This window comes from Xanthobacter wiegelii (assembly GCF_043193855.2).
GTDB lineage: Bacteria > Pseudomonadota > Alphaproteobacteria > Rhizobiales > Xanthobacteraceae > Xanthobacter > Xanthobacter flavus_A.
Map to the genome: position 1 here is coordinate 4,164,072 of NZ_CM195529.1, position 21,061 is coordinate 4,185,132.

The following is a 21,061-nucleotide window of genomic DNA, read 5'->3' on the forward strand; positions in this document are numbered from 1 at the left end:
AAGACCAGCCGGGTTTCATCCGCGTCACGGTCAAGGACACAGGAATCGGCATGGACGCCGAGACGAAGGCCAGGGCGTTCGAGCCTTTCTTTACCCGCAAAGGCGACGGCAAGGGCACAGGTCTCGGATTGAGCCAGGTCTATGGCTTCGTCGTACAGTCGGGCGGCCAAGTCCGCATCGACAGCGAATTGGGAGCTGGGACCCAGGTGCATTTGTACTTACCACGGTGCGCGCGAGGCCTCCGCGCAGATCGAAGCGTGACCGTGTAAGGAAGCTGGGGAGCCAGGCAGACGGCCCGCCAGATCACATCGTAGAGCGCGATGAACCGCAGCCGGCGATGGTGGGGCCCGCCTCTCTCACCTCCGCTAGTCACGCGAAGGGCGTTGCAAGTCAGAAGGATTCTGTCGTCCATCAATTCGACTTTCGTGTGAGAATGCTTGCCTCTCTTTCGTGATGGCCAACTGATCGCACAACACCATGCCGCATCACCAGACCGAGCTTATCGCAATGCTGGCCCCCGGGGTGGTGCTTGCCTTCGGGCTGGGACTGATTGCACGGTTTCTGCGCCTGCCGCCTCTGATTGGCTATTTGCTGGCTGGGGTTGCAATCGGTCCGAACACGCCCGGTTTTATCGGCGATGTGGGGTTGGCGGGCCAAATCTCCGAACTTGGTGTCATCCTTCTGATGTTCGGGGTTGGGCTGCATTTCTCGCTTAATGATCTCCTCGCCGTTCGTCGGATTGCAGTTCCAGGCGCAATCATCCAAATCGCTGGGGCCACGGCCATGGGTACTGTCCTGACAAAGGCGTGGGGATGGGACCTGAGCGCTGGGTTGGTGTTCGGACTTGCGCTTTCGGTTGCAAGCACTGTTGTGCTGCTGCGCGCGCTCGATGAGATGAACCTGCTCGACTCTGCCAACGGACGCATTGCAGTCGGTTGGCTAGTTGTCGAGGACATCGCTATGGTCCTGGCGCTGGTGGTGCTGCCGGCTTTCGCTGTGCCGGTCGGGACGAATGATTCAGGCGCGGTAGGCCAGGCGGGAGCGACGAATCTCGGGTTCGCGATCGGGCTGACGCTGGCCAAGGTGGGCGCATTCACGGCGCTCGTGCTGGTGGTCGGTCGGCGCGTCGTACCGTGGCTGCTTAAACAGGCAGCGCGCGCCGGTTCTCGGGAGCTCTTCACGCTGGCCGTCCTGGCGATAGCACTCGGCATTGCCTATGGATCGGCGGAGTTGTTCGGGGTGTCCTTCGCACTTGGCGCCTTCTTCGCAGGTGTGGTACTCAGTGAATCCGAATTGAGCCATCGGGCAGCCACCGAGTCTCTGCCGCTGCAGGATGCCTTCGCGGTGCTGTTTTTCGTCTCGGTCGGCATGCTGTTCGACCCCTCTGTTCTCATCCGGGATCCATTGGCAGTGATCGCTGTGGTCTTGGTGATCGTTGTGGGTAAGGCTCTTGCGGCCGCAGCAATCGTTCTCGTGCTCGGCTATCCGCCTTCAACCGCGGTGATCGTCTCGGCCGCCTTGGCGCAGATTGGCGAGTTCTCCTTCATGCTTGCCGAGTTCGGTGTGTCGCTGGGGCTGATGCCAACGGAAGGCCGTGATCTGATCCTCGCCGGAGCCTTGCTCTCGATCACCCTCAATCCGTTTGCATTTGCGGTGGCAACCCTTGCAGAACCGCGCTTGACGAAATTGAGAGCGGGAGCTGGAGGGGATGCGCAGGCTGGCCGCCTGTCTGGCTTTGGCAGTGAAGAGCATCAGCGGAAATGGGCCGACCACGTGATTGTTGTGGGCGCCGGTCGGGTGGGACGAACGGTCGCCGCGGCCCTACGACAAGCCGGGGTGCCGCATGTTGTGATTGAGCGCGACCGCCGTCGCGCCGAAGTGTTGCGAGACGAGGGCACTCCGGTGACACGGGGCGATGCCGCAGCGAGGGGCGTGCTGGAAGGCGCCAGAGCGGACCACTCTCGGCTTATCGCGATTGCAGTTCCAGACGGCTATGAAGCCCGGCGTGTGCTGGAACGCGCTCGAGAAGTGAACGCCGGCGTCGAGATTCTGGTGCGTGCGCACAATGATGCCGACCGCATGTATCTCCTGTCGCACGGTGCGACGCGTGCGATCTCGGGCGAGCAAAATGCAGGTCTTGCAATGGCCGAGGCGACCCTCAGCGGGCTTGGTCTGTCGCGGACGACGGCAACGTCTACAGTGGATGCGCTGCAGCATAAGCAGGCGAAAACTGCTGATGTTCCTGGCTCTCCCGAGGAGATGCATGGTGCGCCAGAGCTGCGTCCTCACCAAGAGTAGGGCCCCTTCAGATCGGGGGAACGGAGAGCGTGCATCAGGCTAATTGTTAGCCGTTTCCTGGCCGTATAATCGTGACCTGTCTGGGACCTTCCAGAGATATTGCACCGCGCTCGCGAAGATCGGTGAATGCTCGGCAGACGGTTTCAGTAGAGAGACCGAGTAAGTCCGCGATGTCGTAGCGTGTGATAGGGAGGGCCAGACCATCTTCACCAGCCTGTCCAACTCTGTTTCGGAAGTGCACCAGGAATGCCTTCACACGCTCAGACGCCGACATTGTACTGACCACCAGCATCTGCTGTTCAAGTCGTTCGATCGCCGCAACCGTGCTCACCCGAATGAGTCGGGCAACGGTAGGGTCCGAATCCGCGAGAGCTTCTGCCGTCTTTCGCGGATAGCAGGCGATCGTTGTCCCTTCGACTATGGCCTGGACGGAGAATCCATGGTTAGCCTTTGACGAGAAGCCAAGAAAGTCTCCGGGCAGGTGGATATCCGCGATCTGTCGGCGCCCGTCGCTCCGGATGCGATATTTGCGCGTTGCGCCAGAGACAATGCGATACCACCAATCGCAATGTTGATCGCATTCAAAGATGTGCTGATCGCGTTGAAATGTGCGCAAAATGCTGATCGAGTGGATGTCCTTCCGGTTTCTAATGGTATGTTGTGCAAATTCCGGGTCGGCACATCCTGAGGAACGAAACATTGACACCCCTTTCTAGACAGCACCGCCCAGAAAGGGGGACGGTCGGGGTGACGGTATGTAATGGCACGTATAAGAGCTATTTGTGGAATCCCCTTATGGACTTTCTCTCAACGGACAAGAGGCCTTCTCGTAGTAGAATAGACGCTTGGAGCGTTCTTCAGGCGATGGGATGGCCAGGTCTATGCCGAGCCGTTGCTCGAGCGCGGCCAAGGCATGTCGTTTCTCATCCTAACGTCTCACCGGTGACCTGAGCCCCTAAACCTCCTCCAGATTTAGATAGAGTCCGTCGACACGGAGACGGACGATGCGGGCCTCACGGTTCACAGAGGAACAGATCATTGGGATGCTGAAGGAGCAGGAGGCGGGGGCGAAGACCGCCGATGTCTGCCGCAAGCACGGCATCTCCTCGGCCACCTTCTACAAGTTCAAGGCCAAGTATGGCGGCATGGACGTGTCCGATGCCCGCCGGCTGAAGGCGCTCGAGGATGAGAACGCCCGCCTGAAGAAGCTGCTCGCCGAGCAGATGCTGGACAACGCCATCCTGAAGGATGTCGCCGCAAAAAAATGGTGACGCCCGATGCGAGGCGTAAAGCCGTGGCCCACGCCTGTGCCGCGCACGGGGTGAGCCAGCGTCGGGCGTGCAAGGCCCTGAGCGTCGATCGCACCAGCATGCGCTATCGGAGCATCCGTCCCGAGGATGCAGGCTTGCGCGAGGCCATGAAGGCCATGGCCGGCGAGCGCCGCCGGTTCGGCTATCGGCGGATCCACGTCATGCTGAGGCGCCAGGGCATCGTCATGAACCACAAGAAGCTGCGCCGGCTCTACCGGGAGGAGAAGCTCCAGGTGCGCCGGCGCGGGGGCCGCAAGCGGGCGCTCGGCACACGGCGGCCCATGCTGGTCCCGGATCGGATCAATGTCCGCTGGAGCCTCGACTTCGTGTCGGATGCCTTCACGGATGGCCGCCGCTTCCGGGTGCTGGCCGTGGTCGACGACTTCAGCCGGGAATGCCTGGCGTTGGTTGCTGACACTTCGCTGTCCGGCCTTCGGGTGACGCGTGAGCTGGATGCGCTCGTGGCTGTCCGGGGAAAGCCCTCGGCCATCGTCTCGGACAACGGTACCGAGCTGACCTCGATGGCGGTCCTCACGTGGTGCCAGCAGACAGGCGTCGAATGGCACTATATCGCCCCGGGCAAGCCCATGCAGAACGGCTTCGTGGAAAGCTTCAACGGCCGGTTCCGGGACGAGTGCCTGAATGAGACCCTGTTCTCGAACCTGGCGCAGGCGCGCGCCACCATCAGCTCATGGAAGGAGGACTATAACCTCAACCGACCCCATTCGGCGCTGGGCCATCGATCCCCAGCCGAGTTTGCCGCAACACTCACACTGGAAACCGTGGCCGCCTGAGGCCACAAACCAACATGCGGACTCTCTCCTGAACCGGAGGAGAAATGGGGCTCAGGTCACCGGCACCGGCGAGCGCCAAGGCCGTCAGCCCGATCTTATTGGGGAAAGGCGAGGTGTAAACGTCGTCGCTGGTGGCGCTACTCCTTCAGACCCGCGAGAACGGCGAGCTTGATCGCCTCAGCGACGGTTTTTACTCCAAGCCGCCGCAACATCCGCGACCGATGGACTTCGACGGTTCGGACGCTGATGCCAAGGCCGTGGGCAATTTCCTTATGCGCCTGGCCCTCCGCCAGCCTAACGAGCACCTGTCGTTCGCGCGCGCTAAGGCTCTGTAGACGGGCAGCCGCTTCCTGCCGTTCATCGGAGACCGCAGGGGATGCTTCTTCCTTTAGTTCAACTAATGTCTTTGAGGTGCTGGAGACTTCCTTGCCAATGATGCCGACTGCGACCGGGCCGGTTGTCGGCAGATCGAGGCGATAGCAGTCGAAGAGGAAAGGCCTTGCTTCCTTGGACTTGGTATTGAGAAGCCGGAGCGTGCCGGTCCAGCGGCCCTCGGAGAGGAGTCGATGCCAAGCGCCATAGCGCAGCTGATCACGGTCGTCGATCGTCAGAAAATCGGCGATATGAAGCTCCGAAGCCTCGCGCATGTCGGCCAGGCCGACGTGCTGTAGGCCGGCCGGGTTCACGAACAGCGGTCGGCCCTGGAGGTTCATGATGCCAATAAAGTCAGAGGAAGCCTCGATGAGCCTTGCGAGATATGCGCTGGGAGCGGTCGTCTCGCGCCGTCGGAGCTCAAGCATGGCCTGGCTTGCAGCCATCCGCTGGAGGAGTGTCTCGACGTCCGTCGGAAAACCCGGTCGTTCCGATGCAACGATAAGGGTTGCCTCTCCATGATTGCCGATGGGTGTCGCGTGGACGGTGACCTGATTGCCGCTGACGGGACTGACGATCTTCCCGCCATCGGTGACGGCACTAAGGAGCGAATTGCGGACTGTGGGAACGAATGCCGGTGGAAGACGCCCGCTGGGACCGTAGGCGAGCTCCACCACGACGTGCAGCGTTGCTATCGACACATAGGCAAAGTCGGCACGGAGTGTCTTCACGAGAAGCGAGGCGAGGCTTTCGGCGACGGCATCCTCGTCGAGATCCTTCCAGTCCGCCTGAATTGCGGAGAGGCGGAAGAGATCGTCAAACGCACGGACCAGGTTCTGTTTTTCCGCCTCAGGCATTCACGTCTCCGCCGATCAGGGTATATCCGACAAATCCTGCGGATCGGGTCTTGCCTGCTACACCCAGGATCGGATTTCGGCTACAATTCGATATGCGTTCATCGAGTGACAGTCAGCCTTATCAGCCGCCGTGGGCAGTTGCCAGGATCGATGGACGACCTAAATTTTGCAGCGGTGGCTATGTTCTGTCCAGACGGAGCGGCGAAAGTTCGAACCGGAAAGTGAGATCATGAGGTTGGACACGAACGTGACTGCGAAGGAGCGACCGACCTACACCGTTCTCGATGACCCCGGGCTGGCTGCCGGGAACGAGATTATAGTGACCATCTTCGACTGGCAGGGAAGGGCCCCTGTGCGGGCAACCGTCGGGTGGATGGCGCATGCCCGGAAGGAGGCCAATGTTGGGCCGGACGAGAGTGACGAGGTCGAAGTCGGTCTCGCCCTTGCTCGGGCCCGGCAGCTTCAGCAGCGCTATGGGTTCCAGAGGATCGTGATCGTGCTCGAGCACGAAGATCTTTGGGACCCGGCTTGGGGCGAACTCGTGCGTCGCTGAGGCCGTACCCGACGGCGATTCAGGACGGTCGCCAGAACTGGATACGCTAGACCATGTGGCTTGCTGCCCCGACGGCTCGGCGCCGTGGCGAGCAGGGGAATCCTGCCGAAGTAGGTCTCGGCCAGTACGCTGGACTGCTGGACCAGAAAATCGCCGACGGTCGTTCAGATAGGTATTCCGTTCGTCTTTTTTCTGAAACTGACGGTCATCAGTGCTGATCCCAGAGCTGAGCTGCCATCATCCCTGTAACATCAGCAAGGGAGTTCAGTGATGCTCGCTTACCAGGGAAATGCGGGGCGCTGGTTCGATCCGCTCCGCCAGATGCGGTTTATGCAACACGATATGAATCGCCTGATGGACAGCCTCCGGGTACCGGCGCCGCCCGAGTTCCCGCTGATGAACATCTGGACGGGTCCCGACGGGGCCGTCATCACCGCCGAGATTCCCGGCGTCTCGCCGGACGACCTCGAAATCACCGTCCACCAGAACACAGTGGCGTTTCGTGGCCAGCGCATGGCCGAGCCGGTCGGCGAAGGCGACATTCTGCATCGTCGCGAACGCGTTGCCGGCGCCTTCGCGCGTAGCCTGGTGCTGCCCTTTCGGGTGGACGGGGACAAGGCAGCGGCAACGTTTCGCAACGGGCTTCTTCGCCTCGACTTGCCTCGCCCGGAGGCCGATCGGCCCCGCAAGATCACCGTCAGCCGCTCTTAAGGAGAATCGTCATGGCCGATCAGGAAATCAACGGAAGTGCGGCTGCAGAGACCACACGAGATGCTCTGGTGTTCGTACCGCCCACAGACATTATCGAGACCCAGTCCAGTCTGCTGATGGTTCTCGACGTGCCTGGCGCGGATCCCGACAGCCTCGATGTGACGCTCGACAAGCGGGTCCTGCGGATCGCCGCCCGCTCTGCGTCAAGCCACCCGGAAGGTTATTCGTTGCAGCACGCGGAGTACCGGGATGGGAATTACGAGCGGAGCTTCGTCATCTCCGAACCGGTCGACACGGCAAAAATCGAAGCTGTGTTCAAAGACGGCGTTCTGCGGTTGATGCTACCGAAGGCAACGCCTGCGCCCGCCACCAAGATCCCCGTCAAGGCCGCGTGAGGAAAGACAATGAGGATCACCGATCTTATTCCCTGGCGCACTTCCCGTAGGGACGTAGCTGTACGAACGGAGCCGGCGGATCCGATTCGTGCATTTCGGCAGGACATCGATCGCGCATTCGAGAATTTCTGGCGGATAATGCCGTCTTTACTCCCGGCGCTCAGTCAATCCGAGTTTGCCGACACCGTTCGCGTTGATGTTAGCGATAGCGGCAAAGAAGTCACTGTTACGGCCGAATTGCCGGGGCTCACTGAAGACGATGTCAGCGTTTCCATCGTAGATGGAGAGTTGACGATCCGCGGTGAAAAGAGGACCGACCGGCAATCAGAGGATGACGGGCTCATCGTCCGAGAGCGTGCCTATGGTGCCTTCGAACGCACATTGCCGCTTCCCGTGGGAGTGGATCCCGACGCGGCCGGCGCGACATTCAAGAACGGTCTATTGACGGTGGTGCTTCCAAAGACAGCCGAGGCCCTTGCCAACGTCAAGCGTATCCCTGTGCAGGCGGGTTGACATCGCCGCTTTGTAGCCCCACCCGCCTTGCCCCGCCCGCCATCCCTACCCCCGGATGGCGGGCATCTCTTTGAGAGGCGAGCGCCGCAGTGTCCATGCGTCAATGATCGGCATACCGGGCGGTGGTTCGTTGACAGTGGGCGTATCCGCTCGATCCTCGCCCATGCCGGTCGGGTCGGCAGCTACTAAATCAGCCGACCGCCTCCGAGCTCATCGATTCCCAATCTGCGGAGCAAAGCACCGATCGAGTTCAACCATATCAGCTGGAGCAAGCCGCAACTCGAGCGCCGCACGATTGTCTCTGACATGCTCCGCGGCTGCGGCCTTCGGGATGGCGACGACACCCTCCTGACTCAAGATCCAAGCGAGGGCCAGGCGGGCGCGGCTTACTCCGTAGCGGTCGGCCATGCGCGCCAGCCTTCCGTCTCGAGCGAGTTGACCTCGCTCCATTGGTGAATGGGCCATGATTGGAAGTCCTCTCTCTCTGCACCAGGGCAGGAGATCGCGCTCGATGCCGCGTCTCATCAGGTTGTATGCAACCTGATTGATCTGAACGGATTTTCCCATCGGAACGGCCGCCAGGTCTTTCAAGTCGTCAATGCTGAAGTTGCTGACGCCCCAGTACTTGATTTTTCCTGTAGCTTTGAGGGTCTCGAAGGCCTCGATGGTTTCGCTCAGCGCAACGTTGCCCCGCCAATGCAGCAGGTAAAGATCGATCCGGTCGGTGCGAAGACGCCTTAGGCTCCGGTCGCAGGAGGTCAGGACGCTGAGGCGGGAGGCATGGTGCGGGTGTACCTTGCTGACAATGAAGACTCTATCGCGCTGCCCCGCGACGGCCTCCCCCACAACCTCCTCTGCACCCCCGTCTCCATACGTCTCCGCCGTGTCGATGAGCGTCATATCGAGGTCGAAGCCGGTTCGCAGCGCTGCTACCTCTGCGCTGCGCGCGCTGCGGTGCTCACCCATCCCGCATGTGCCCTGTCCGAGCAACGGTATCATCTCTCCGGCGGGCAAAAGCATCGTCCTCATCGTGGCAGGCATAAAGGTTCCTGTTGGGCTTGGCCGCGATGAACACCGGGCAGCTTGGGTTCTCTGATGCGAGGCTGATTGATCACGCGGACCACGCGAGTTTGTGGGAATCCCTTATCGTAAAATCCCGTATGGGCCGTTGGTGGTCCCGACTGAAGGCCCGGCCGACCGATCGTCCCGTCTGTCCCGGCGACCGAGCAGGGTAGGCACCCCTATCCGGTACCAACCGCCGAAAGCTCGCTGCTTTGCCAAGGCCCACCGGCAGCCGAAGGATCCGCGATGGGTCCGACCTGAATGATGGCGCGCTCGCTAGTCCACCTCGATGATGACCTTGAGCGCTCGCGTATCTGATGCTTTCGAGAAGGTCTCGTAAGCGTCGAGAATGGCATCGAGCTTGAAGCGATGAGTGATCAGCTTTTTCGGATCGATTTTCCCGGACCGCACGGTCTTCAGCAGCATCGGTGTGGTGACCGTGTCGACCAGACGCGTGGTGATGGCGATATTGTGCGACCAAAGCTTTTCAAGATGAAGGTCAGCCTTAACACCATGAACGCCGATATTGGCGATGATGCCGCCCGCGGCGACGATCTCCTGGCACAGCTCGAATGTTGCAGGGATGCCGACGGCCTCGATGGCTGTATCCACCCCCTTGTTCTCTGTCAGTTGGAGAAGCTGCCGCTTCGCCTCACCTCCGGTGGCCTTGACCGTCTTTGTCGCACCGAAACGCTTCGCCGCCTCGAGCCGGTTCTCGTCGAGATCGATCACGATCAGTTCTGCAGGTGAGTAGAACTGCGCCGTCAGCAGAGCTGCCAGGCCAACAGGCCCCGCGCCGACGATCGCCACGGAGGCACCCGGCTGGACTTTGCCATTGAGCACGCCGCATTCAAAGCCGGTCGGTAAGATATCGCTTAGCATTACCAGAGCATCTTCATCGCTGCCGTCCGGGATAGGATAGAGGCTGGTGTCAGCGTGAGGAATGCGGACGTACTCGGCCTGCGTGCCATCAATGGTGTTGCCGAGAATCCAGCCACCGGTTGTGCAGTGGGAATACATGCCGCGCCGACAATATTCGCATTTGCCGCAGGAGGAGATGCAGGAAATCAGGACATGGTCGCCCCTCTTGAATTGCGTCACTCCTGCGCCCGTTTGCTCGACGACGCCTACGCCCTCATGCCCGAGGACGCGCCCAGGCGTGCAGGTAGGAACGTCACCTTTGAGGATATGGAGGTCAGTGCCGCAGATGGTGGTTTTCGCCACCCTGACGATGACGTCGGTCGGATTTTGGACGGCCGGAATATCACGCTCCTGGAGCGATTTCTTGCCGGGCCCTTCAAAGATGAGAGCTTTCATTGTTTTCTCCGTCGCTGACGATCGGTTGGACGTGCAGTAATCACTAGATCAGCACTACGATTGGGCCTGCACTGATGTTTGTCAGTGTCGTGAGGACGCGCCTGCATACGCGCCAAATGAGCGTGATAATTGCGCCCGCCACTGCCGGGGCGCGTCAGCCTCTGTGATCGGGGGGCAATTCACGATCGTCACGCTGGGCCACGCCTCAAAGCTGGCTCTGACGCAGATACGGATTGTTCGAGAGCGCCGGTAGCGCGGCACTTCCGGTGACTTTTTGTGTCGGATTGAGAGCCGCTTTTCGACGGTGGCCAAGGACAAGATGCTTAGCCGGTGAGCCGGTTTTTCGAAGCCGGTGCCGTTCGCCTCCTGAAGACTGCGTCGCACCCTGGCAATCACAAATGTTGAGCAACGCTGACGAGCGTCAGTGAACGGCCAGCCGCGGGCCCTCATCGTACCAGGATGATCCGGACCTTGAATTCAAGAGGTCGGTCGTGGTCGCGCCTTGGGAGGAGAGCATGATTAAGGTGTTGGTGGTCAGACTAGACGGAACGGGCGGAGACGATTTCAGGCTCGCGGCCACGGAAAGTCTGGCGAAATTGTTCAATGCCCATGTGATTGGATTGATAATTAACGTTTTGCCCGACCCAACCATCGCCGACAGCGTGGTCAACGTGAACGAGTGGTCCCGACTTCTCGATCAGGCACAGACGGCAGGAAGAGAGTTCGAGGACAAGATCAAGAACCGCCTGAAAGGCCTAGCGTCGTCATCCGAAGTGCGTCGAATCGATGCGTACGCCCATGAGCAGGCGCGTCTCACGGCACGGGAATGCCGGACGGCAGACGCCCTCATCGGTCTTCGCCTCAGCGATGAGGATGATGCGATTGAACTGCACGACGTGGTGGAGGAAACCCTGTTCGAGGCGGGAAGGCACATCTTCCTCGTGGCTGACCAGAGGAGCTTCGACGAGGGTTTTCAGCATGCGGTGGTTGCCTGGAACGGCAGTCGCGAAGCAACACGAGCGGTAGCCGAGGCATTGCCGTATCTTGAGAAGTCGAAAGCAGTCACTGTGCTCCGCCTCGGCGGGGGAACTGAGTCAATTCTGACCGCAACGCAGGATGAAAGACTCGTTGCCTATCTTCGACGACACGGCATTAACGCGGCGCTGGAGCGGGTTGCAAAGAAGGGACTTGGCGACGTCGCGACGCTGCTGGTGGATGAAGTGGTTGCGCGGAAGGGTGACCTGCTTGTCATGGGCGGCTACGGCCACTCCCGATTGCGGGAATGGCTCCTCGGGGGCGCGACGTACCAGCTCCTTCGCAAGTCGCCAGTGTCGCTCGTCATGGCGCATTGAAAGGCTTTCCGCTGGCTTCCGGAAACAAATTGTCGGGTAGTGGCCTTTGCCCCTCGCTGCGAAGGAGTCGATGAGCATGACGAATCCGGAGGACGAGGAAATTCTCGAGGCGCGGAAAGTCCGCGAAGTGGCCGGCGTATTTCATAGGAAGCATGCCCTCGAGGAAGCAATCGAAGCCCTTCTGCATGCGGGTTTCGACCGGGCGGACGTCGACATCATGGGCGAGATCGAAGCGGTCAGGCGCCGTCTGGGCACATTCTACGTTCCGCCCGAGGAACTCGCCGATGTGCCGGGGACCCCGCGCCGGGCGTTTGTCGCCCGGGATGATCTCGCGACCGCGACCGTCAGCGTGGCCGGAATCCTTTTCTATGTCGGAGCGACCGCGGCCGTGATGTCCGTCGTCGCTTCAGGTGGAAGCCTCGCAGTGATTGCCGCAGCCGCAATGGCGGCCGGGACGGTCGGAGCGGGCATCGGCACTGCCGCGGTCCGGCTGCTTGGTAGCAAGCAGGCGGAGGAGCTAGAGCTTCAGCTGATGTCCGGCGGCATCGTGATATGGGTGCGCGCCCGCACTGCGGAGAAGGAGGCGGAAGCACAGGAGATTCTGGCCAAATTCGGTGCTGAAGCGATCCGCGTGCATGAGATTGATATCGTGAAGCGGCTGGAGGACGTGCCGCTTGCGAACGTTCATCCGGACCCGTGGCTGGAAAGAGACGCGCCGACCAGAGGCTAAGGCCACGAGAGGTCGGGGTGCCTCTACGGCGCCCGCTGCGAACGGCACAGTCCCCACCCTATCGAACGATTGAAAACCGTCCCTGCTGGAGCGCGGCGCATACACCGCTGCACGGTCGGCCCGAGCCGGCCGACCTCATTGCTCCGCGGCCGGCGGCCGGCAAGCTCGTCCGTTCTGCCCGGCATTGCCGCCGGACTGACGTTCGTCAGCGTCGATGACCTGCCCCGCGGCGATACTGCCGGGCAGGTGTTGCATCGAAGTTCCCGACTGACGGAGACACGGAATGGCAGGCAAGGTGATCGGCATCGACCTGGGTACGACGAATTCCTGCGTCGCCATCATGGAGGGCTCCCAGACCAAAGTCATCGAAAACGCGGAGGGTGGACGCACGACACCATCCATTGTGGCCTTCGCGAGCGACGGTGAAATTCTCGTTGGCCAGGCTGCGAAGCGACAGGCGGTAACAAATCCCGAGAACACCATCTTCGCCATCAAACGTCTAATCGGCCGGCGCTATGACGACCCCATGGTGGAAAAAGACAAGGCTCTTGTGCCCTACAAGATTGTCAGGGCCGACAATGGCGACGCATGGGTCGAGGTGCAGGGCAAGAAGTATAGTCCGAGCCAGATCAGCTCGTACATACTGGTGAAGATGAAGGAGACTGCTGAAGCCTATCTTGGCGAAAAGGTCGAGAAGGCGGTGATCACCGTTCCTGCATACTTCAATGACAGCCAAAGGCAGGCGACGAAGGATGCCGGCAAGATTGCCGGCCTCGAGGTGCTGCGGATTATTAACGAGCCGACGGCCGCCGCTCTTGCCTATGGCCTCGACAAGAAGAAGGCCGGGACGATCGCGGTATACGACCTCGGCGGCGGAACCTTCGATATTTCGCTGCTCGAGATCGGCGACGGCGTGTTCGAGGTGAAGGCCACCAATGGCGATACATTCCTCGGTGGCGAAGATTTCGACAAGCGGATCCTCGACTGGCTCGCGAGCGAGTTCAAGAAGGACCAGGGCATCGACCTGCGCAATGACCGGCTGGCGCTGCAGCGGCTTCGGGAAGCGGCGGAGAAAGCCAAGGTCGAGCTTTCCTCGGCGCTGGAAACCACCATCAGCCTGCCCTTCATCACGGCCGATCAGAATGGACCGAAGCATCTTGAGATCAAGCTAAGGCGCGCCAAGCTGGAAGAACTGGTCGACGACCTGGTCCACCGCACGGAAAAGCCCTGCCGGGACGCAATGAAGGATGCGAAGATCAAGCCGGAGAAAATCGACGAGGTTGTTCTCGTTGGCGGCATGACGCGCATGCCGAAGGTCCAGCAAACTGTCACCGACCTCTTCGGCCGAGAGCCGCACAAGGGCGTCAATCCCGATGAGGTGGTGGCGATTGGCGCGGCGATCCAAGCGGGCGTGCTCCAAGGCGACGTCAAGGATGTGCTGCTGCTCGACGTGACACCACTGTCGCTCGGCATTGAGACTCTTGGTGGGGTGTTCACCCGTCTCATCGAGCGCAATACGACCATTCCGGCCAAAAGGAGCCAGGTCTTCTCGACCGCGGAAGACAACCAGGCCGGAGTCACGATCCGCGTCTTTCAAGGCGAGCGCGAGATGGCGGCCGACAACAAGCTGCTCGGCCAGTTCGATCTCGTCGGTATTCCTCCCGCGCCTCGTGGCGTTCCCCAGATCGAAGTGACGTTCGACATCGACGCGAACGGCATCGTCAATGTCTCGGCCAAGGACAAGGCAACAGGGAAAGAGCAACAGATTCGCATCCAGGCCTCGGGGGGCCTGTCGCAGGCCGATATCGATCGAATGATCAAGGAGGCTGAGGCAAATGCTGAAGCCGACAAGAAGCGGCGCGCACTAGTCGAGGCGAGGAACAGGGCAGACTCCGAGATTGCGGCAAGCCAGAAAGCGCTCGACGCGTCAAAGGACAACGCGCCGGCCGCAGAGAAGGAGGCGGTCGAGAAGGCGATCGAGGATTTGAAGTCGGTGGTTGGTACCGACTCGGCCGCAGATATCGAAGCCAAGGCGCAAATGCTGCGGATCGCCCTGTTGAACTTCAAGGCAAAGCTGAATGACAACTCTGCCGGTGGTGCGAGCGGACAGGACCCGACCGGCGATGATGTCGTCGATGCGGACTTCGAAGAGTTGGACGACAAGGACGACAAACGCGATGTCTGATCGTCGCGAATCGAAACGCCTGTAGCCGAAGAGACGGTCGTCGAGGGTTTGCAGCCAGGCTATCTGCTCCATGACCGATTGGTACGTTCAGCTATTGTCGCTGTCGCGGCTGTTGATCGTCGATCTTCCGATCACCTCAAGACGTGGTTGCTTGGCTTGCTCGATGTGCGGGCGCCAACCTGACGGTCGTCGCCGGTCGCTTCACTGACTTCGAACCTCAGCGTCCTCAGCCGCTGATTGACAGTGCCATTCGCATTGCTCGAACGACTGTCGCTTTAGATGAATCTGCTGCTCCTCGCCCGAAACTGACACCCGTCAGCGCGCTCCACCTGGCCGGCAGTAGCCTCGTCTAGCTGCAAGTTGCGGAGGACCGGGCGCCGGCCCTCGCAGTGCGGCCATGCCCTAACAGCGAAAGGAAGCACGACAATGAGATCCGACAGCGACATCAAGCGCGATGTGGAAACCGAGCTGAAGTGGGACCCTGACATCGACGCCACCGACATCGGCGTGGCCGTCAAGTCGGGCGTCGTGACGCTTACCGGCTTCATGCGCAGCTATGCGCAAAAATATGAGGCTGAGCGGGCGGTAAAGCGCGTGTCGGGCGTGCTCGGCGTGGCGAACGATATCGAGGTGCGGCTGCCCTCTGAAAACCAACGCCCCGACCCCGAACTGGCGCGCGAGGCCGTGGCCGCAATCAAGACCGAGCTTCCGTATGCGTACGAGAACATCAAGGTGGTGGTGAAGAGCGGCTGGGCGACCCTGGAAGGCAACGTGGAGTGGGATTACCAGCGCTCACGTGCGGAACGGGCGGTGCGCGGTCTCAAAGGCCTGAAGGGAATTTCCAACCTGATCACGTTGAAGCCTCGCGTTGCTCCATCCGAGATCAAGGCAAAGATCGAAGACGCGTTCAAGCGCAGCGCCGAGATCGATGCCAACCGCATCACGGTGACCACCAATGGCGGAGAGGTAACGCTCACCGGTTCGGTGCGCTCCTGGGCAGAGCGTCAGGAGGCCGAACGGGCCGCCTGGCGAGCACCAGGGGTCACCAAGGTCGACAATCGCATCACGATCGCTGTGTAGGCGCTCGTCACCAAAAAAGCGGAGGGGCGGACCGACGTCCGCCCTTTCACGCGGGCTTTGAGAAAAACCGGCTCTGACTTTAGGCGGTTCTGTATCGGTGAAGAGCATGCCATATGGACGTGGATCGCGGCTGCTGCTCGCCGGGCATGCGAGCCTCCGCATTGAAGTGCGACACCTATGCTATGTGATAGCTGCCGCACAAGCGGGCAGTTTTCGCGGTGCTGCAACCACACTCAATGTCGAGCAATCGGCAATCAGCCGAAGAATTCGCGACCTGGAAGACCGACTCGGCGTCTCGCTGTTTGTACGCGGTCACAGCGGCGTTTGCCTTACAAACGCCGGACAGTCCTTCGTGGGCCGGGCCCGCGGCGCACTGAACCACATAAGACATGCTGCATCGGACGCAGCCTCAGGTGGTCGTGGGGAAGTCGGCGGTATTCGCGTGGGAATATTTACGTCGTTGGCCAGTGGCTTTCTGGCCGACTTGCTGCGCACCTACTGCCAACGAAATTCGGCTGTCCGGCTCGACCTGGTGGAAGGGGCGCCTGCCGCACATTTGTCAGCGGTTCGACGGCTTCAGATCGATATCGCCTTTCTGACAGGCACGCCGACCGCAGACGACTGCGATCGGGAGCACCTTTGGACAGAACGGATATTCGTCGTTTTGCCCGTGGCGCATGAACTCGCGGGACGGCGAAAGCTCACATGGAATGACCTCCGCGCGTATCGCTTTATTGTAAGCGAGTGTGATCCCGGACCTGAGATCGAAGATTACCTTGTCAAGCACTTGGCCGACCTTGGCCACCACCCGAGTGTAGAGCGCCACGCGGTCGGACGGGACAATCTCATGCATCTGGTGGCGATGAGTCAGGGGCTAACCCTGACAAGCGAGGCCACGACAGCGGACCGCTTTCCTGGCATCGCGTATAGGCCGCTCAGCGGGCATTTGCTACCATTCTGCGCAATCTGGTCGCGCCAGAATGACAATCCGGCCCTGAGGCGGCTGCTCAGTCTTGCCAAAGCAATGTCGCGCCAGCAGCCCGACGCCAGCGGCAGGACCGGTAAAGCGGATGGTGAGAGGCGGCAGGTCAAGGCTGGGGCGGCCGCGATCCCGGGCTGCGGCGAGCCTTCCCAAATGCCCGATCAGTCGCCATGAATCGCTCAATCATTGGCGCGATGAGCTTGGCGGGATCGGGGACGGGCTTACCGGTCTCCCGTGCCAGGACATCGGCATAAGCTACCAACTGCCGATGGACGGCGGCAGGTAGTTCCACCGTCACTTTAACCGGCTTGTCGTCTTCCAGGGCCCCAAGCTTGAGTTTTGCCACGAACTATCCTCCGTAGGGTTCGAGGACCAGATCACGCGTGACGATCACGCGCACGGGAAAGCCGGGCCGGATCGTCAGGGTTGGCGGCACGTTGAGCTGACGCCGAATGATCTGCTGCCCGGCATCGTTGATCGTATCCTGGCCGCCGTTGCGTATCGCTCGCAGCAGGCGATCTTCGTCGTCAATCGCAAGCTCAGCACCGACGCTCAACAGCGTGGAGAGGCCCGCCGCCTTGGCGAGTTCCCACCAGTGGTAATCGACACCACCCTCAAGGCCAGCATAGCCCTGCGTGTCGGCTCCCGGCTGGCGCTCCAAAACGATGGAGCGTCCGTTCGGGAAGATCAGACGATTCCATGCCAGCAATACCCGCCGCTGGCCGAACTGCACGGCGTTGTCATATTGCCCGATGATGCGCGTGCCCTGCGGCACGAGAAGCATCCGCCCGGTGGGGCTGTCATAGATGTGTTCGGTCACTTGAGCTGTGATCTGTCCCGGCAGGTCCGAGCGGATCCCCGTGATCAGCGCGGCCGGAATCACAGCTCCCGCCTGCAACACGTATGGCGATGCAGGCGCTAGCACGCGGTCAGGCGCGACGGTGCGACGATCGACGGCGGCATTGAGGAAAGCGATCTGGCGATCCTGCGCAGTTGGAGCGTTGAGTTGCCCGGGAAGGCCGAGGCCGGTCAGGTTCGTGGTGGTTGCGGCGCTACCCGTCCCGGCGGGAGCTGTAAGCGTGCGTGCCTCAGTCTGAAAGAACACGCGACTGGTGCGTGCTGCTTCCTCCTCCGCGAGTCGGCGCTGCTCTGCCGGGTCGACCGTCGGTCGAATCGGTGGAGGTACGACCGGTTGGCCGCGGTTCTGCGCATCCAGGATCGGTCGACCGAGATCGCCAGGCAGCGGGGGGCCGAGTCGCGGGCCGGTATAGTCGCGTGGCAGATCGGTGAGACCATCAGCGGTGGGGCGGTTCCTCGTCGAGTAAAGTTCTTCGTTCGCAGAGCCGCCGTGTCGAGTCTGGAGGGCGTAGATCAACGCGCCGCCAAGGCCCGCGCACGCGATCAGGCCGATCGCCATCAATGCCTTGCGCGACAAGCGCGTCACGCGAGGTGGCTCACCACGCAGGCGCATCGGAGCCGTGGTGTCGCTCGCTGGTTCCTCGGTCTCCATATTGTGGCCCCGGTTGTCAGGGTCGCTCATGAGGAGGGCCTCCCATCGCTGCGGCCGATTCTGACCGTTTGCTGGCGGTTGCCGCTGCCGAGCCGAAGTTCCGCGGCGGCGAAGAGCCGATCGACGATCAGGATGTTCTGGTGAATGCGACTGTTGACGATCTGGAGTTCACCTTCCGAGCCGATGACGAATATTGGCGGCATCTCGCCTTGGACGATACCGCGTGGAAACTCGACATAGACGCGACGGCCATCATCGTAGACAGTGGTAGGCCGCCACGGCGGACTGTCTCCCGTCAGCGCGTAGCGGTAGTTGCGTGCGGCGGCCACCGGGATGATGGGCGCTGCCGGCACGCCTGGGCGCTGTGAGGCTGGGGGCTGCGGATAGGCCCATGCCACGGCCGGCATGTAGGGACGTTCGCCGGAGCGCAGCTCGATCATGTAGATGCGGCGGTCAGTGGTAATGACAAGGTTCGTGGAGATGTCCGCACGCGTCGGCTTTACGAGCACGTGAACCCGCCGGGTGGTCCCTGATCCGCTCTCGGTGTCGCCGATGATCCATCTCGCGGTATCGCCCGCAGCGATTGGTCCGGCCCCGGTCAGGCTTTCGCCCGGCTCGAGCGCGATGTTGGTGATCTGTCCCGGCGCGGCATAGACTTGATAGAGCGCCCCCTCGCTCCAGGGATAAATCTGGATCGCGTTGAAATAGCCGTCGCGACGAGGCTCGACACGGGCGGCGGCGTTGGCGTTCTCGACCCGGCCGGTCGGTGAATTCGATGCGGCGCCTCCGCGGCTCGGAGTCCAGGCCGGCGGTATGTGCAACGGCCGCGGTCGCTCATCCGTCAACACGGCAGGTACGGCAGGGAGCGGCGGTACATCGGAGTCGTAGCTGATCTGCGGCGGCCTGTTTGTCGCGCATCCGCCCAACGCCATTGCAGCGAGCACGAGGCACACGGAAGCGGATTTGCGGAAAGCCGGTCTGGCCGGAACGCCCATCGAACTCATTGTCCCATCTCCCGCGACCAGTTGATCGCATTGACGTAGATGCCGAGCGGATTCGCGCGGAGCCTCTCGGCGTCGCGCGGAGGTTGAACAACGACAGTGAGGATGGCGGCCCAGCGCTCGGTCGCCGCGAGCTGGCCGTTCTCGTAGCGGCGTTCGATCCAGGCCACCCGGAAGCTGTTCGGCGATGCCCGGATCACGCTGGACACCTCGACTGCGACCTGCTGTCTGCCGACGCGGGTGAACGGATCGTTCGCCCTTGCGTAATCGTTCAACGCTGCCGCGCCGCGATCGGTGGTGAATTCATAGGCCCGCAGCCAGTTCTGGCGCACGACGATGGGGTCGGCAGGCAGGCCACGGACCTGCTCGATGAAACGCGCAAGGTGGTAGGCGATCTGCGGATCGGTGGGGCGGTAGTCCGCGACGGCGGGCGCAACGGCTTGGGCCTGGCCGAGATCGTCGACCTGAACCACCCAAGGCACCACGGTGCCACGGGCAGACTCCCAGACGAGCGCTGCGGCAAATCCAGCGGACAGGAACAGGCAGCCGAACGCCATGAGGCGCCAGTTCTTTGCCTGCACGCGAGCCGAGCCAATCCGCTCGTCCCAGACCTGAGCGGCGCGCTGGTATGGTGTCTCGGGTACGGGAGTCTTTCCGTAGTGTGTCGATGGCCGTTTGAACATCATTGGTCTCGCTGGGAGAGGTTGACGGAGGCGCCACCGCCATGGCTGTCGCCGCTGCGGATCGCGTGAGCGGCGGCCATCACGCCGTGCGACATGTGCTGAGAGCGTTTCATGCGGCGGGCCCAAGCCGGCGGACCTTCAGACGTGGGCGCAGACGGTGCCTGGGCAGCGCTGCCGCCGACGCTCCCCATGGTCGATGCGCCGCCCGTCGCTTCGAAAGCGGACTGAGCGCCTTGCGCGTAGCTGGCTCGCATGCTTTCGGCAGCGCGGGTCGCAGCACGACGGAGCGGCGAGGCCGCCGCGCTGTCGGCGGCGCGGGCGACGCCACCAAGGCTCGAAGCCACGCCGGCAGCGCCGGATTGCCCGGCAGCACCAAGGCTGTAGGCAGTTGCCGCGCCTCCCGCCACGGCTGCTCCGCCGCGGGCGGCGGCGGCCGTGCCAGATAGGGCCGCAGCGCCGCCACGTACCGCAAGCCCGCCGGCCGCGCCTGCGGCAACGGCGGCGCCACCAGCCGCGAGGCCCGTGCCGACGGCGGCTCCGGCGCTAAGTTGCGGGCCGCCCGAGACAATGCCGCTTGCGATCCCAGGACCGAATATCCCGAGGCCGAGCAGCGACAGCGCCGCCAGCACGATCGCCATGGCCTGATCGATCGTCGGGCTGGCGCCACCGAAGCCGGCGGTGAATTCGCCGAACAGCGTCGAACCGATGCCGATAATCACGGCGAGCACCAGCACCTTGATGCCGGAGCTGATGACGTTGCCGAGCACGCGCTCGGCCATGAAGGCGGACTGGCCGAACAGCCCGAATGGGATGAGCACAAAGCCGGCAAGCGTAGTGAGCTTGAACTCGATGAGCGTCACGAACAACTGCACGGCGAGGATGAAGAAGGCGAGCAGTACGAGCGCCCAGGCGAGGAAGAGGCACGCAATCTGAATGAAGTTCTCGAAGAACGACCAGTAGCCCATGAGGCCGGAGATCGAGTCGAGCAGCGGCCGTCCGGCGTCGAGGCCGGTTTGCGCAACACGGCCGGGGCGTAGCAGATCGGCGGTCGAGAAGCCGGTGCCGGAAGCCTTGAGGCCTAGGCCGGCAAAGGACTCGAAGACGATGCGGGCGAGATTGTTCCAATTGCCGATGATGTAGGCGAAGACACCGACGAACAATGTTTTCTTGACGAGCCTAGCGATGATGTCGTCGTCCGCACCCCAGCTCCAGAACAGCGCTGCGAGCGTCACGTCGATCACGATCAGCGTTGTCGCGATGAATGCGACCTCGCCGCCCAACAGGCCGAACCCGCTGTCGATGTAGCGGGTGAAGACCTCCAGGAAATGATCGATGACCCCCATGCCCCCCATGGCG

General features: G+C 61.9%; 22 protein-coding genes. 13 read left to right on the forward strand and 9 right to left on the reverse strand.

All coding sequences use genetic code 11. From position 1 onward, the window contains the following. Nucleotides 1–17 precede the first annotated feature (17 nt). Both V5F63_RS19450 and V5F63_RS19455 read left to right on the forward strand, forming a co-directional pair. Nucleotides 18–269 (forward strand): ATP-binding protein, encoded by a 252-nt coding sequence (locus tag V5F63_RS19450; RefSeq protein WP_509210838.1) that lies wholly within the window; start codon nucleotides 18–20, stop codon nucleotides 267–269. A 208-nt stretch (nucleotides 270–477) separates the two neighbouring features. Continuing rightward, nucleotides 478–2,298: a cation:proton antiporter domain-containing protein gene (locus tag V5F63_RS19455; RefSeq protein ID WP_394100541.1), complete on the forward strand. Its 1,821-nt coding sequence runs from the start codon at nucleotides 478–480 to the stop codon at nucleotides 2,296–2,298. A 46-nt stretch (nucleotides 2,299–2,344) separates the two neighbouring features. Here the strand turns inward: V5F63_RS19455 and V5F63_RS19460 are convergent, their stop codons facing one another. Next, the gene (locus V5F63_RS19460; RefSeq protein ID WP_394100540.1) at nucleotides 2,345–2,998 is read right to left on the reverse strand and encodes a helix-turn-helix domain-containing protein; all 654 of its coding nucleotides are present in this window, start codon (nucleotides 2,996–2,998) and stop codon (nucleotides 2,345–2,347) included. A gap of 304 nt (nucleotides 2,999–3,302) precedes the next feature. On the opposite strand from V5F63_RS19460, the gene V5F63_RS19465 reads away from it, so the two are divergent. Then, nucleotides 3,303–4,402, forward strand: a protein-coding gene (locus V5F63_RS19465; protein ID WP_394100539.1) for an IS3 family transposase whose coding sequence is annotated in 2 segments (ribosomal slippage) — nucleotides 3,303–3,564 and nucleotides 3,564–4,402 — 1,101 coding nt in all. Because the reading frame shifts where the segments join, the coding sequence is not laid out codon by codon here. 137 nt (nucleotides 4,403–4,539) lie between these two features. Here the strand turns inward: V5F63_RS19465 and V5F63_RS19470 are convergent. Then, the gene (locus V5F63_RS19470) at nucleotides 4,540–5,631 is read right to left on the reverse strand and encodes a LuxR C-terminal-related transcriptional regulator (protein ID WP_394100538.1); all 1,092 of its coding nucleotides are present in this window, start codon (nucleotides 5,629–5,631) and stop codon (nucleotides 4,540–4,542) included. 319 nt (nucleotides 5,632–5,950) lie between these two features. Here V5F63_RS19470 and V5F63_RS19475 point away from each other — a divergent pair, with 319 nt between their 5' ends. The 4 genes from V5F63_RS19475 to V5F63_RS19490 all read left to right on the forward strand — a co-directional run bounded on the left by V5F63_RS19475 (nucleotide 5,951) and on the right by V5F63_RS19490 (nucleotide 7,803). Then, complete coding sequence (locus tag V5F63_RS19475; RefSeq protein WP_394100537.1) at nucleotides 5,951–6,184, forward strand: hypothetical protein; 234 nt, start codon at nucleotides 5,951–5,953, stop codon at nucleotides 6,182–6,184. Between the two features lie 270 nt (nucleotides 6,185–6,454). Then, nucleotides 6,455–6,895 (forward strand): Hsp20/alpha crystallin family protein, encoded by a 441-nt coding sequence (locus tag V5F63_RS19480; RefSeq protein WP_394100536.1) that lies wholly within the window; start codon nucleotides 6,455–6,457, stop codon nucleotides 6,893–6,895. 11 nt (nucleotides 6,896–6,906) lie between these two features. Further along, nucleotides 6,907–7,290, forward strand: coding sequence for an Hsp20/alpha crystallin family protein (locus V5F63_RS19485; protein ID WP_394100535.1), 384 nt, complete (start codon nucleotides 6,907–6,909; stop codon nucleotides 7,288–7,290). Between the two features lie 9 nt (nucleotides 7,291–7,299). Further along, nucleotides 7,300–7,803, forward strand: a complete 504-nt coding sequence (locus V5F63_RS19490; RefSeq protein WP_394100534.1) for an Hsp20/alpha crystallin family protein — start codon at nucleotides 7,300–7,302, stop codon at nucleotides 7,801–7,803. Nucleotides 7,804–8,013: 210 nt separating this feature from the next. On the opposite strand, the gene V5F63_RS19495 is transcribed toward V5F63_RS19490, so the two are convergent. Next, nucleotides 8,014–8,844 carry an aldo/keto reductase gene (locus V5F63_RS19495; protein WP_394100533.1) on the reverse strand — a complete coding sequence of 277 codons (831 nt, stop codon included), beginning with the start codon at nucleotides 8,842–8,844 and terminating at the stop codon, nucleotides 8,014–8,016. Nucleotides 8,845–9,141: 297 nt separating this feature from the next. Continuing rightward, complete coding sequence (locus V5F63_RS19500; RefSeq protein ID WP_394100532.1) at nucleotides 9,142–10,182, reverse strand: zinc-dependent alcohol dehydrogenase family protein; 1,041 nt, start codon at nucleotides 10,180–10,182, stop codon at nucleotides 9,142–9,144. A 515-nt stretch (nucleotides 10,183–10,697) separates the two neighbouring features. On the opposite strand from V5F63_RS19500, the gene V5F63_RS19505 reads away from it, so the two are divergent. From V5F63_RS19505 to V5F63_RS19530, 6 genes are all read left to right on the forward strand, one after another. Further along, a complete protein-coding gene (locus V5F63_RS19505; RefSeq protein ID WP_394100531.1) occupies nucleotides 10,698–11,534 on the forward strand; it encodes a universal stress protein in 837 nt (278 codons plus the stop codon). 70 nt (nucleotides 11,535–11,604) lie between these two features. After that, entirely contained in the window at nucleotides 11,605–12,264 is a 660-nt protein-coding gene (locus V5F63_RS19510; protein WP_394100530.1) for a hypothetical protein, read from the forward strand. 283 nt (nucleotides 12,265–12,547) lie between these two features. Then, the gene (gene dnaK, locus V5F63_RS19515; protein ID WP_394100529.1) at nucleotides 12,548–14,449 is read left to right on the forward strand and encodes a molecular chaperone DnaK; all 1,902 of its coding nucleotides are present in this window, start codon (nucleotides 12,548–12,550) and stop codon (nucleotides 14,447–14,449) included. 9 nt (nucleotides 14,450–14,458) lie between these two features. Then, on the forward strand, nucleotides 14,459–14,632 hold the full coding sequence (grpE, locus tag V5F63_RS19520; protein ID WP_394100951.1) for a nucleotide exchange factor GrpE: 174 nt from the start codon (nucleotides 14,459–14,461) through the stop codon (nucleotides 14,630–14,632). 243 nt (nucleotides 14,633–14,875) lie between these two features. Continuing rightward, entirely contained in the window at nucleotides 14,876–15,529 is a 654-nt protein-coding gene (locus V5F63_RS19525) for a BON domain-containing protein (protein ID WP_394100528.1), read from the forward strand. A gap of 106 nt (nucleotides 15,530–15,635) precedes the next feature. Beyond that, nucleotides 15,636–16,685, forward strand: coding sequence for a LysR family transcriptional regulator (locus V5F63_RS19530; protein WP_394100527.1), 1,050 nt, complete (start codon nucleotides 15,636–15,638; stop codon nucleotides 16,683–16,685). Here the strand turns inward: V5F63_RS19530 and V5F63_RS19535 are convergent. From V5F63_RS19535 to trbL, 5 genes are read right to left on the reverse strand one after another with little or no spacing between them, the layout of a single operon-like run. Next, nucleotides 16,618–16,857 carry a DUF2274 domain-containing protein gene (locus tag V5F63_RS19535; protein WP_394100526.1) on the reverse strand — a complete coding sequence of 80 codons (240 nt, stop codon included), beginning with the start codon at nucleotides 16,855–16,857 and terminating at the stop codon, nucleotides 16,618–16,620. The two genes, V5F63_RS19530 and V5F63_RS19535, sit on opposite strands and share 68 nt — an antisense overlap. Before the next feature lie 3 nt (nucleotides 16,858–16,860). Beyond that, nucleotides 16,861–18,051: a TraB/TrbI/VirB10 family type IV secretion system protein gene (locus V5F63_RS19540; RefSeq protein ID WP_394100525.1), complete on the reverse strand. Its 1,191-nt coding sequence runs from the start codon at nucleotides 18,049–18,051 to the stop codon at nucleotides 16,861–16,863. Further along, nucleotides 18,048–19,025 (reverse strand): P-type conjugative transfer protein TrbG, encoded by a 978-nt coding sequence (gene trbG / locus V5F63_RS19545; protein WP_394100524.1) that lies wholly within the window; start codon nucleotides 19,023–19,025, stop codon nucleotides 18,048–18,050. The genes V5F63_RS19540 and trbG overlap by 4 nt, the downstream gene beginning before the upstream one ends. Beyond that, nucleotides 19,022–19,705: a conjugal transfer protein TrbF gene (gene trbF, locus V5F63_RS19550; RefSeq protein ID WP_394100950.1), complete on the reverse strand. Its 684-nt coding sequence runs from the start codon at nucleotides 19,703–19,705 to the stop codon at nucleotides 19,022–19,024. The genes trbG and trbF overlap by 4 nt, the downstream gene beginning before the upstream one ends. Beyond that, entirely contained in the window at nucleotides 19,705–21,057 is a 1,353-nt protein-coding gene (gene trbL, locus V5F63_RS19555; RefSeq protein WP_394100523.1) for a P-type conjugative transfer protein TrbL, read from the reverse strand. The genes trbF and trbL overlap by 1 nt, the downstream gene beginning before the upstream one ends. Nucleotides 21,058–21,061 lie beyond the last annotated feature (4 nt).

Bases quoted from the DNA above. Each gene is read 5' to 3' on its own strand.
- V5F63_RS19455 (WP_394100541.1), top strand. From the start codon at position 478: ATGCCGCATCACCAGACCGAGCTTATCGCAATGCTGGCCCCCGGGGTG.
- V5F63_RS19460 (WP_394100540.1), bottom strand. From the start codon at position 2,998: ATGTTTCGTTCCTCAGGATGTGCCGACCCGGAATTTGCACAACATACC.
- V5F63_RS19470 (WP_394100538.1), bottom strand. From the start codon at position 5,631: ATGCCTGAGGCGGAAAAACAGAACCTGGTCCGTGCGTTTGACGATCTC.
- V5F63_RS19480 (WP_394100536.1), top strand. From the start codon at position 6,455: ATGCTCGCTTACCAGGGAAATGCGGGGCGCTGGTTCGATCCGCTCCGC.
- V5F63_RS19485 (WP_394100535.1), top strand. From the start codon at position 6,907: ATGGCCGATCAGGAAATCAACGGAAGTGCGGCTGCAGAGACCACACGA.
- V5F63_RS19490 (WP_394100534.1), top strand. From the start codon at position 7,300: ATGAGGATCACCGATCTTATTCCCTGGCGCACTTCCCGTAGGGACGTA.
- V5F63_RS19495 (WP_394100533.1), bottom strand. From the start codon at position 8,844: ATGCCTGCCACGATGAGGACGATGCTTTTGCCCGCCGGAGAGATGATA.
- V5F63_RS19500 (WP_394100532.1), bottom strand. From the start codon at position 10,182: ATGAAAGCTCTCATCTTTGAAGGGCCCGGCAAGAAATCGCTCCAGGAG.
- V5F63_RS19505 (WP_394100531.1), top strand. From the start codon at position 10,698: ATGATTAAGGTGTTGGTGGTCAGACTAGACGGAACGGGCGGAGACGAT.
- V5F63_RS19510 (WP_394100530.1), top strand. From the start codon at position 11,605: ATGAGCATGACGAATCCGGAGGACGAGGAAATTCTCGAGGCGCGGAAA.
- dnaK (WP_394100529.1), top strand. From the start codon at position 12,548: ATGGCAGGCAAGGTGATCGGCATCGACCTGGGTACGACGAATTCCTGC.
- V5F63_RS19525 (WP_394100528.1), top strand. From the start codon at position 14,876: ATGAGATCCGACAGCGACATCAAGCGCGATGTGGAAACCGAGCTGAAG.
- V5F63_RS19530 (WP_394100527.1), top strand. From the start codon at position 15,636: ATGCCATATGGACGTGGATCGCGGCTGCTGCTCGCCGGGCATGCGAGC.
- V5F63_RS19540 (WP_394100525.1), bottom strand. From the start codon at position 18,051: ATGAGCGACCCTGACAACCGGGGCCACAATATGGAGACCGAGGAACCA.
- trbG (WP_394100524.1), bottom strand. From the start codon at position 19,025: ATGAGTTCGATGGGCGTTCCGGCCAGACCGGCTTTCCGCAAATCCGCT.
- trbF (WP_394100950.1), bottom strand. From the start codon at position 19,705: ATGTTCAAACGGCCATCGACACACTACGGAAAGACTCCCGTACCCGAG.
- trbL (WP_394100523.1), bottom strand. From the start codon at position 21,057: ATGGGGGGCATGGGGGTCATCGATCATTTCCTGGAGGTCTTCACCCGC.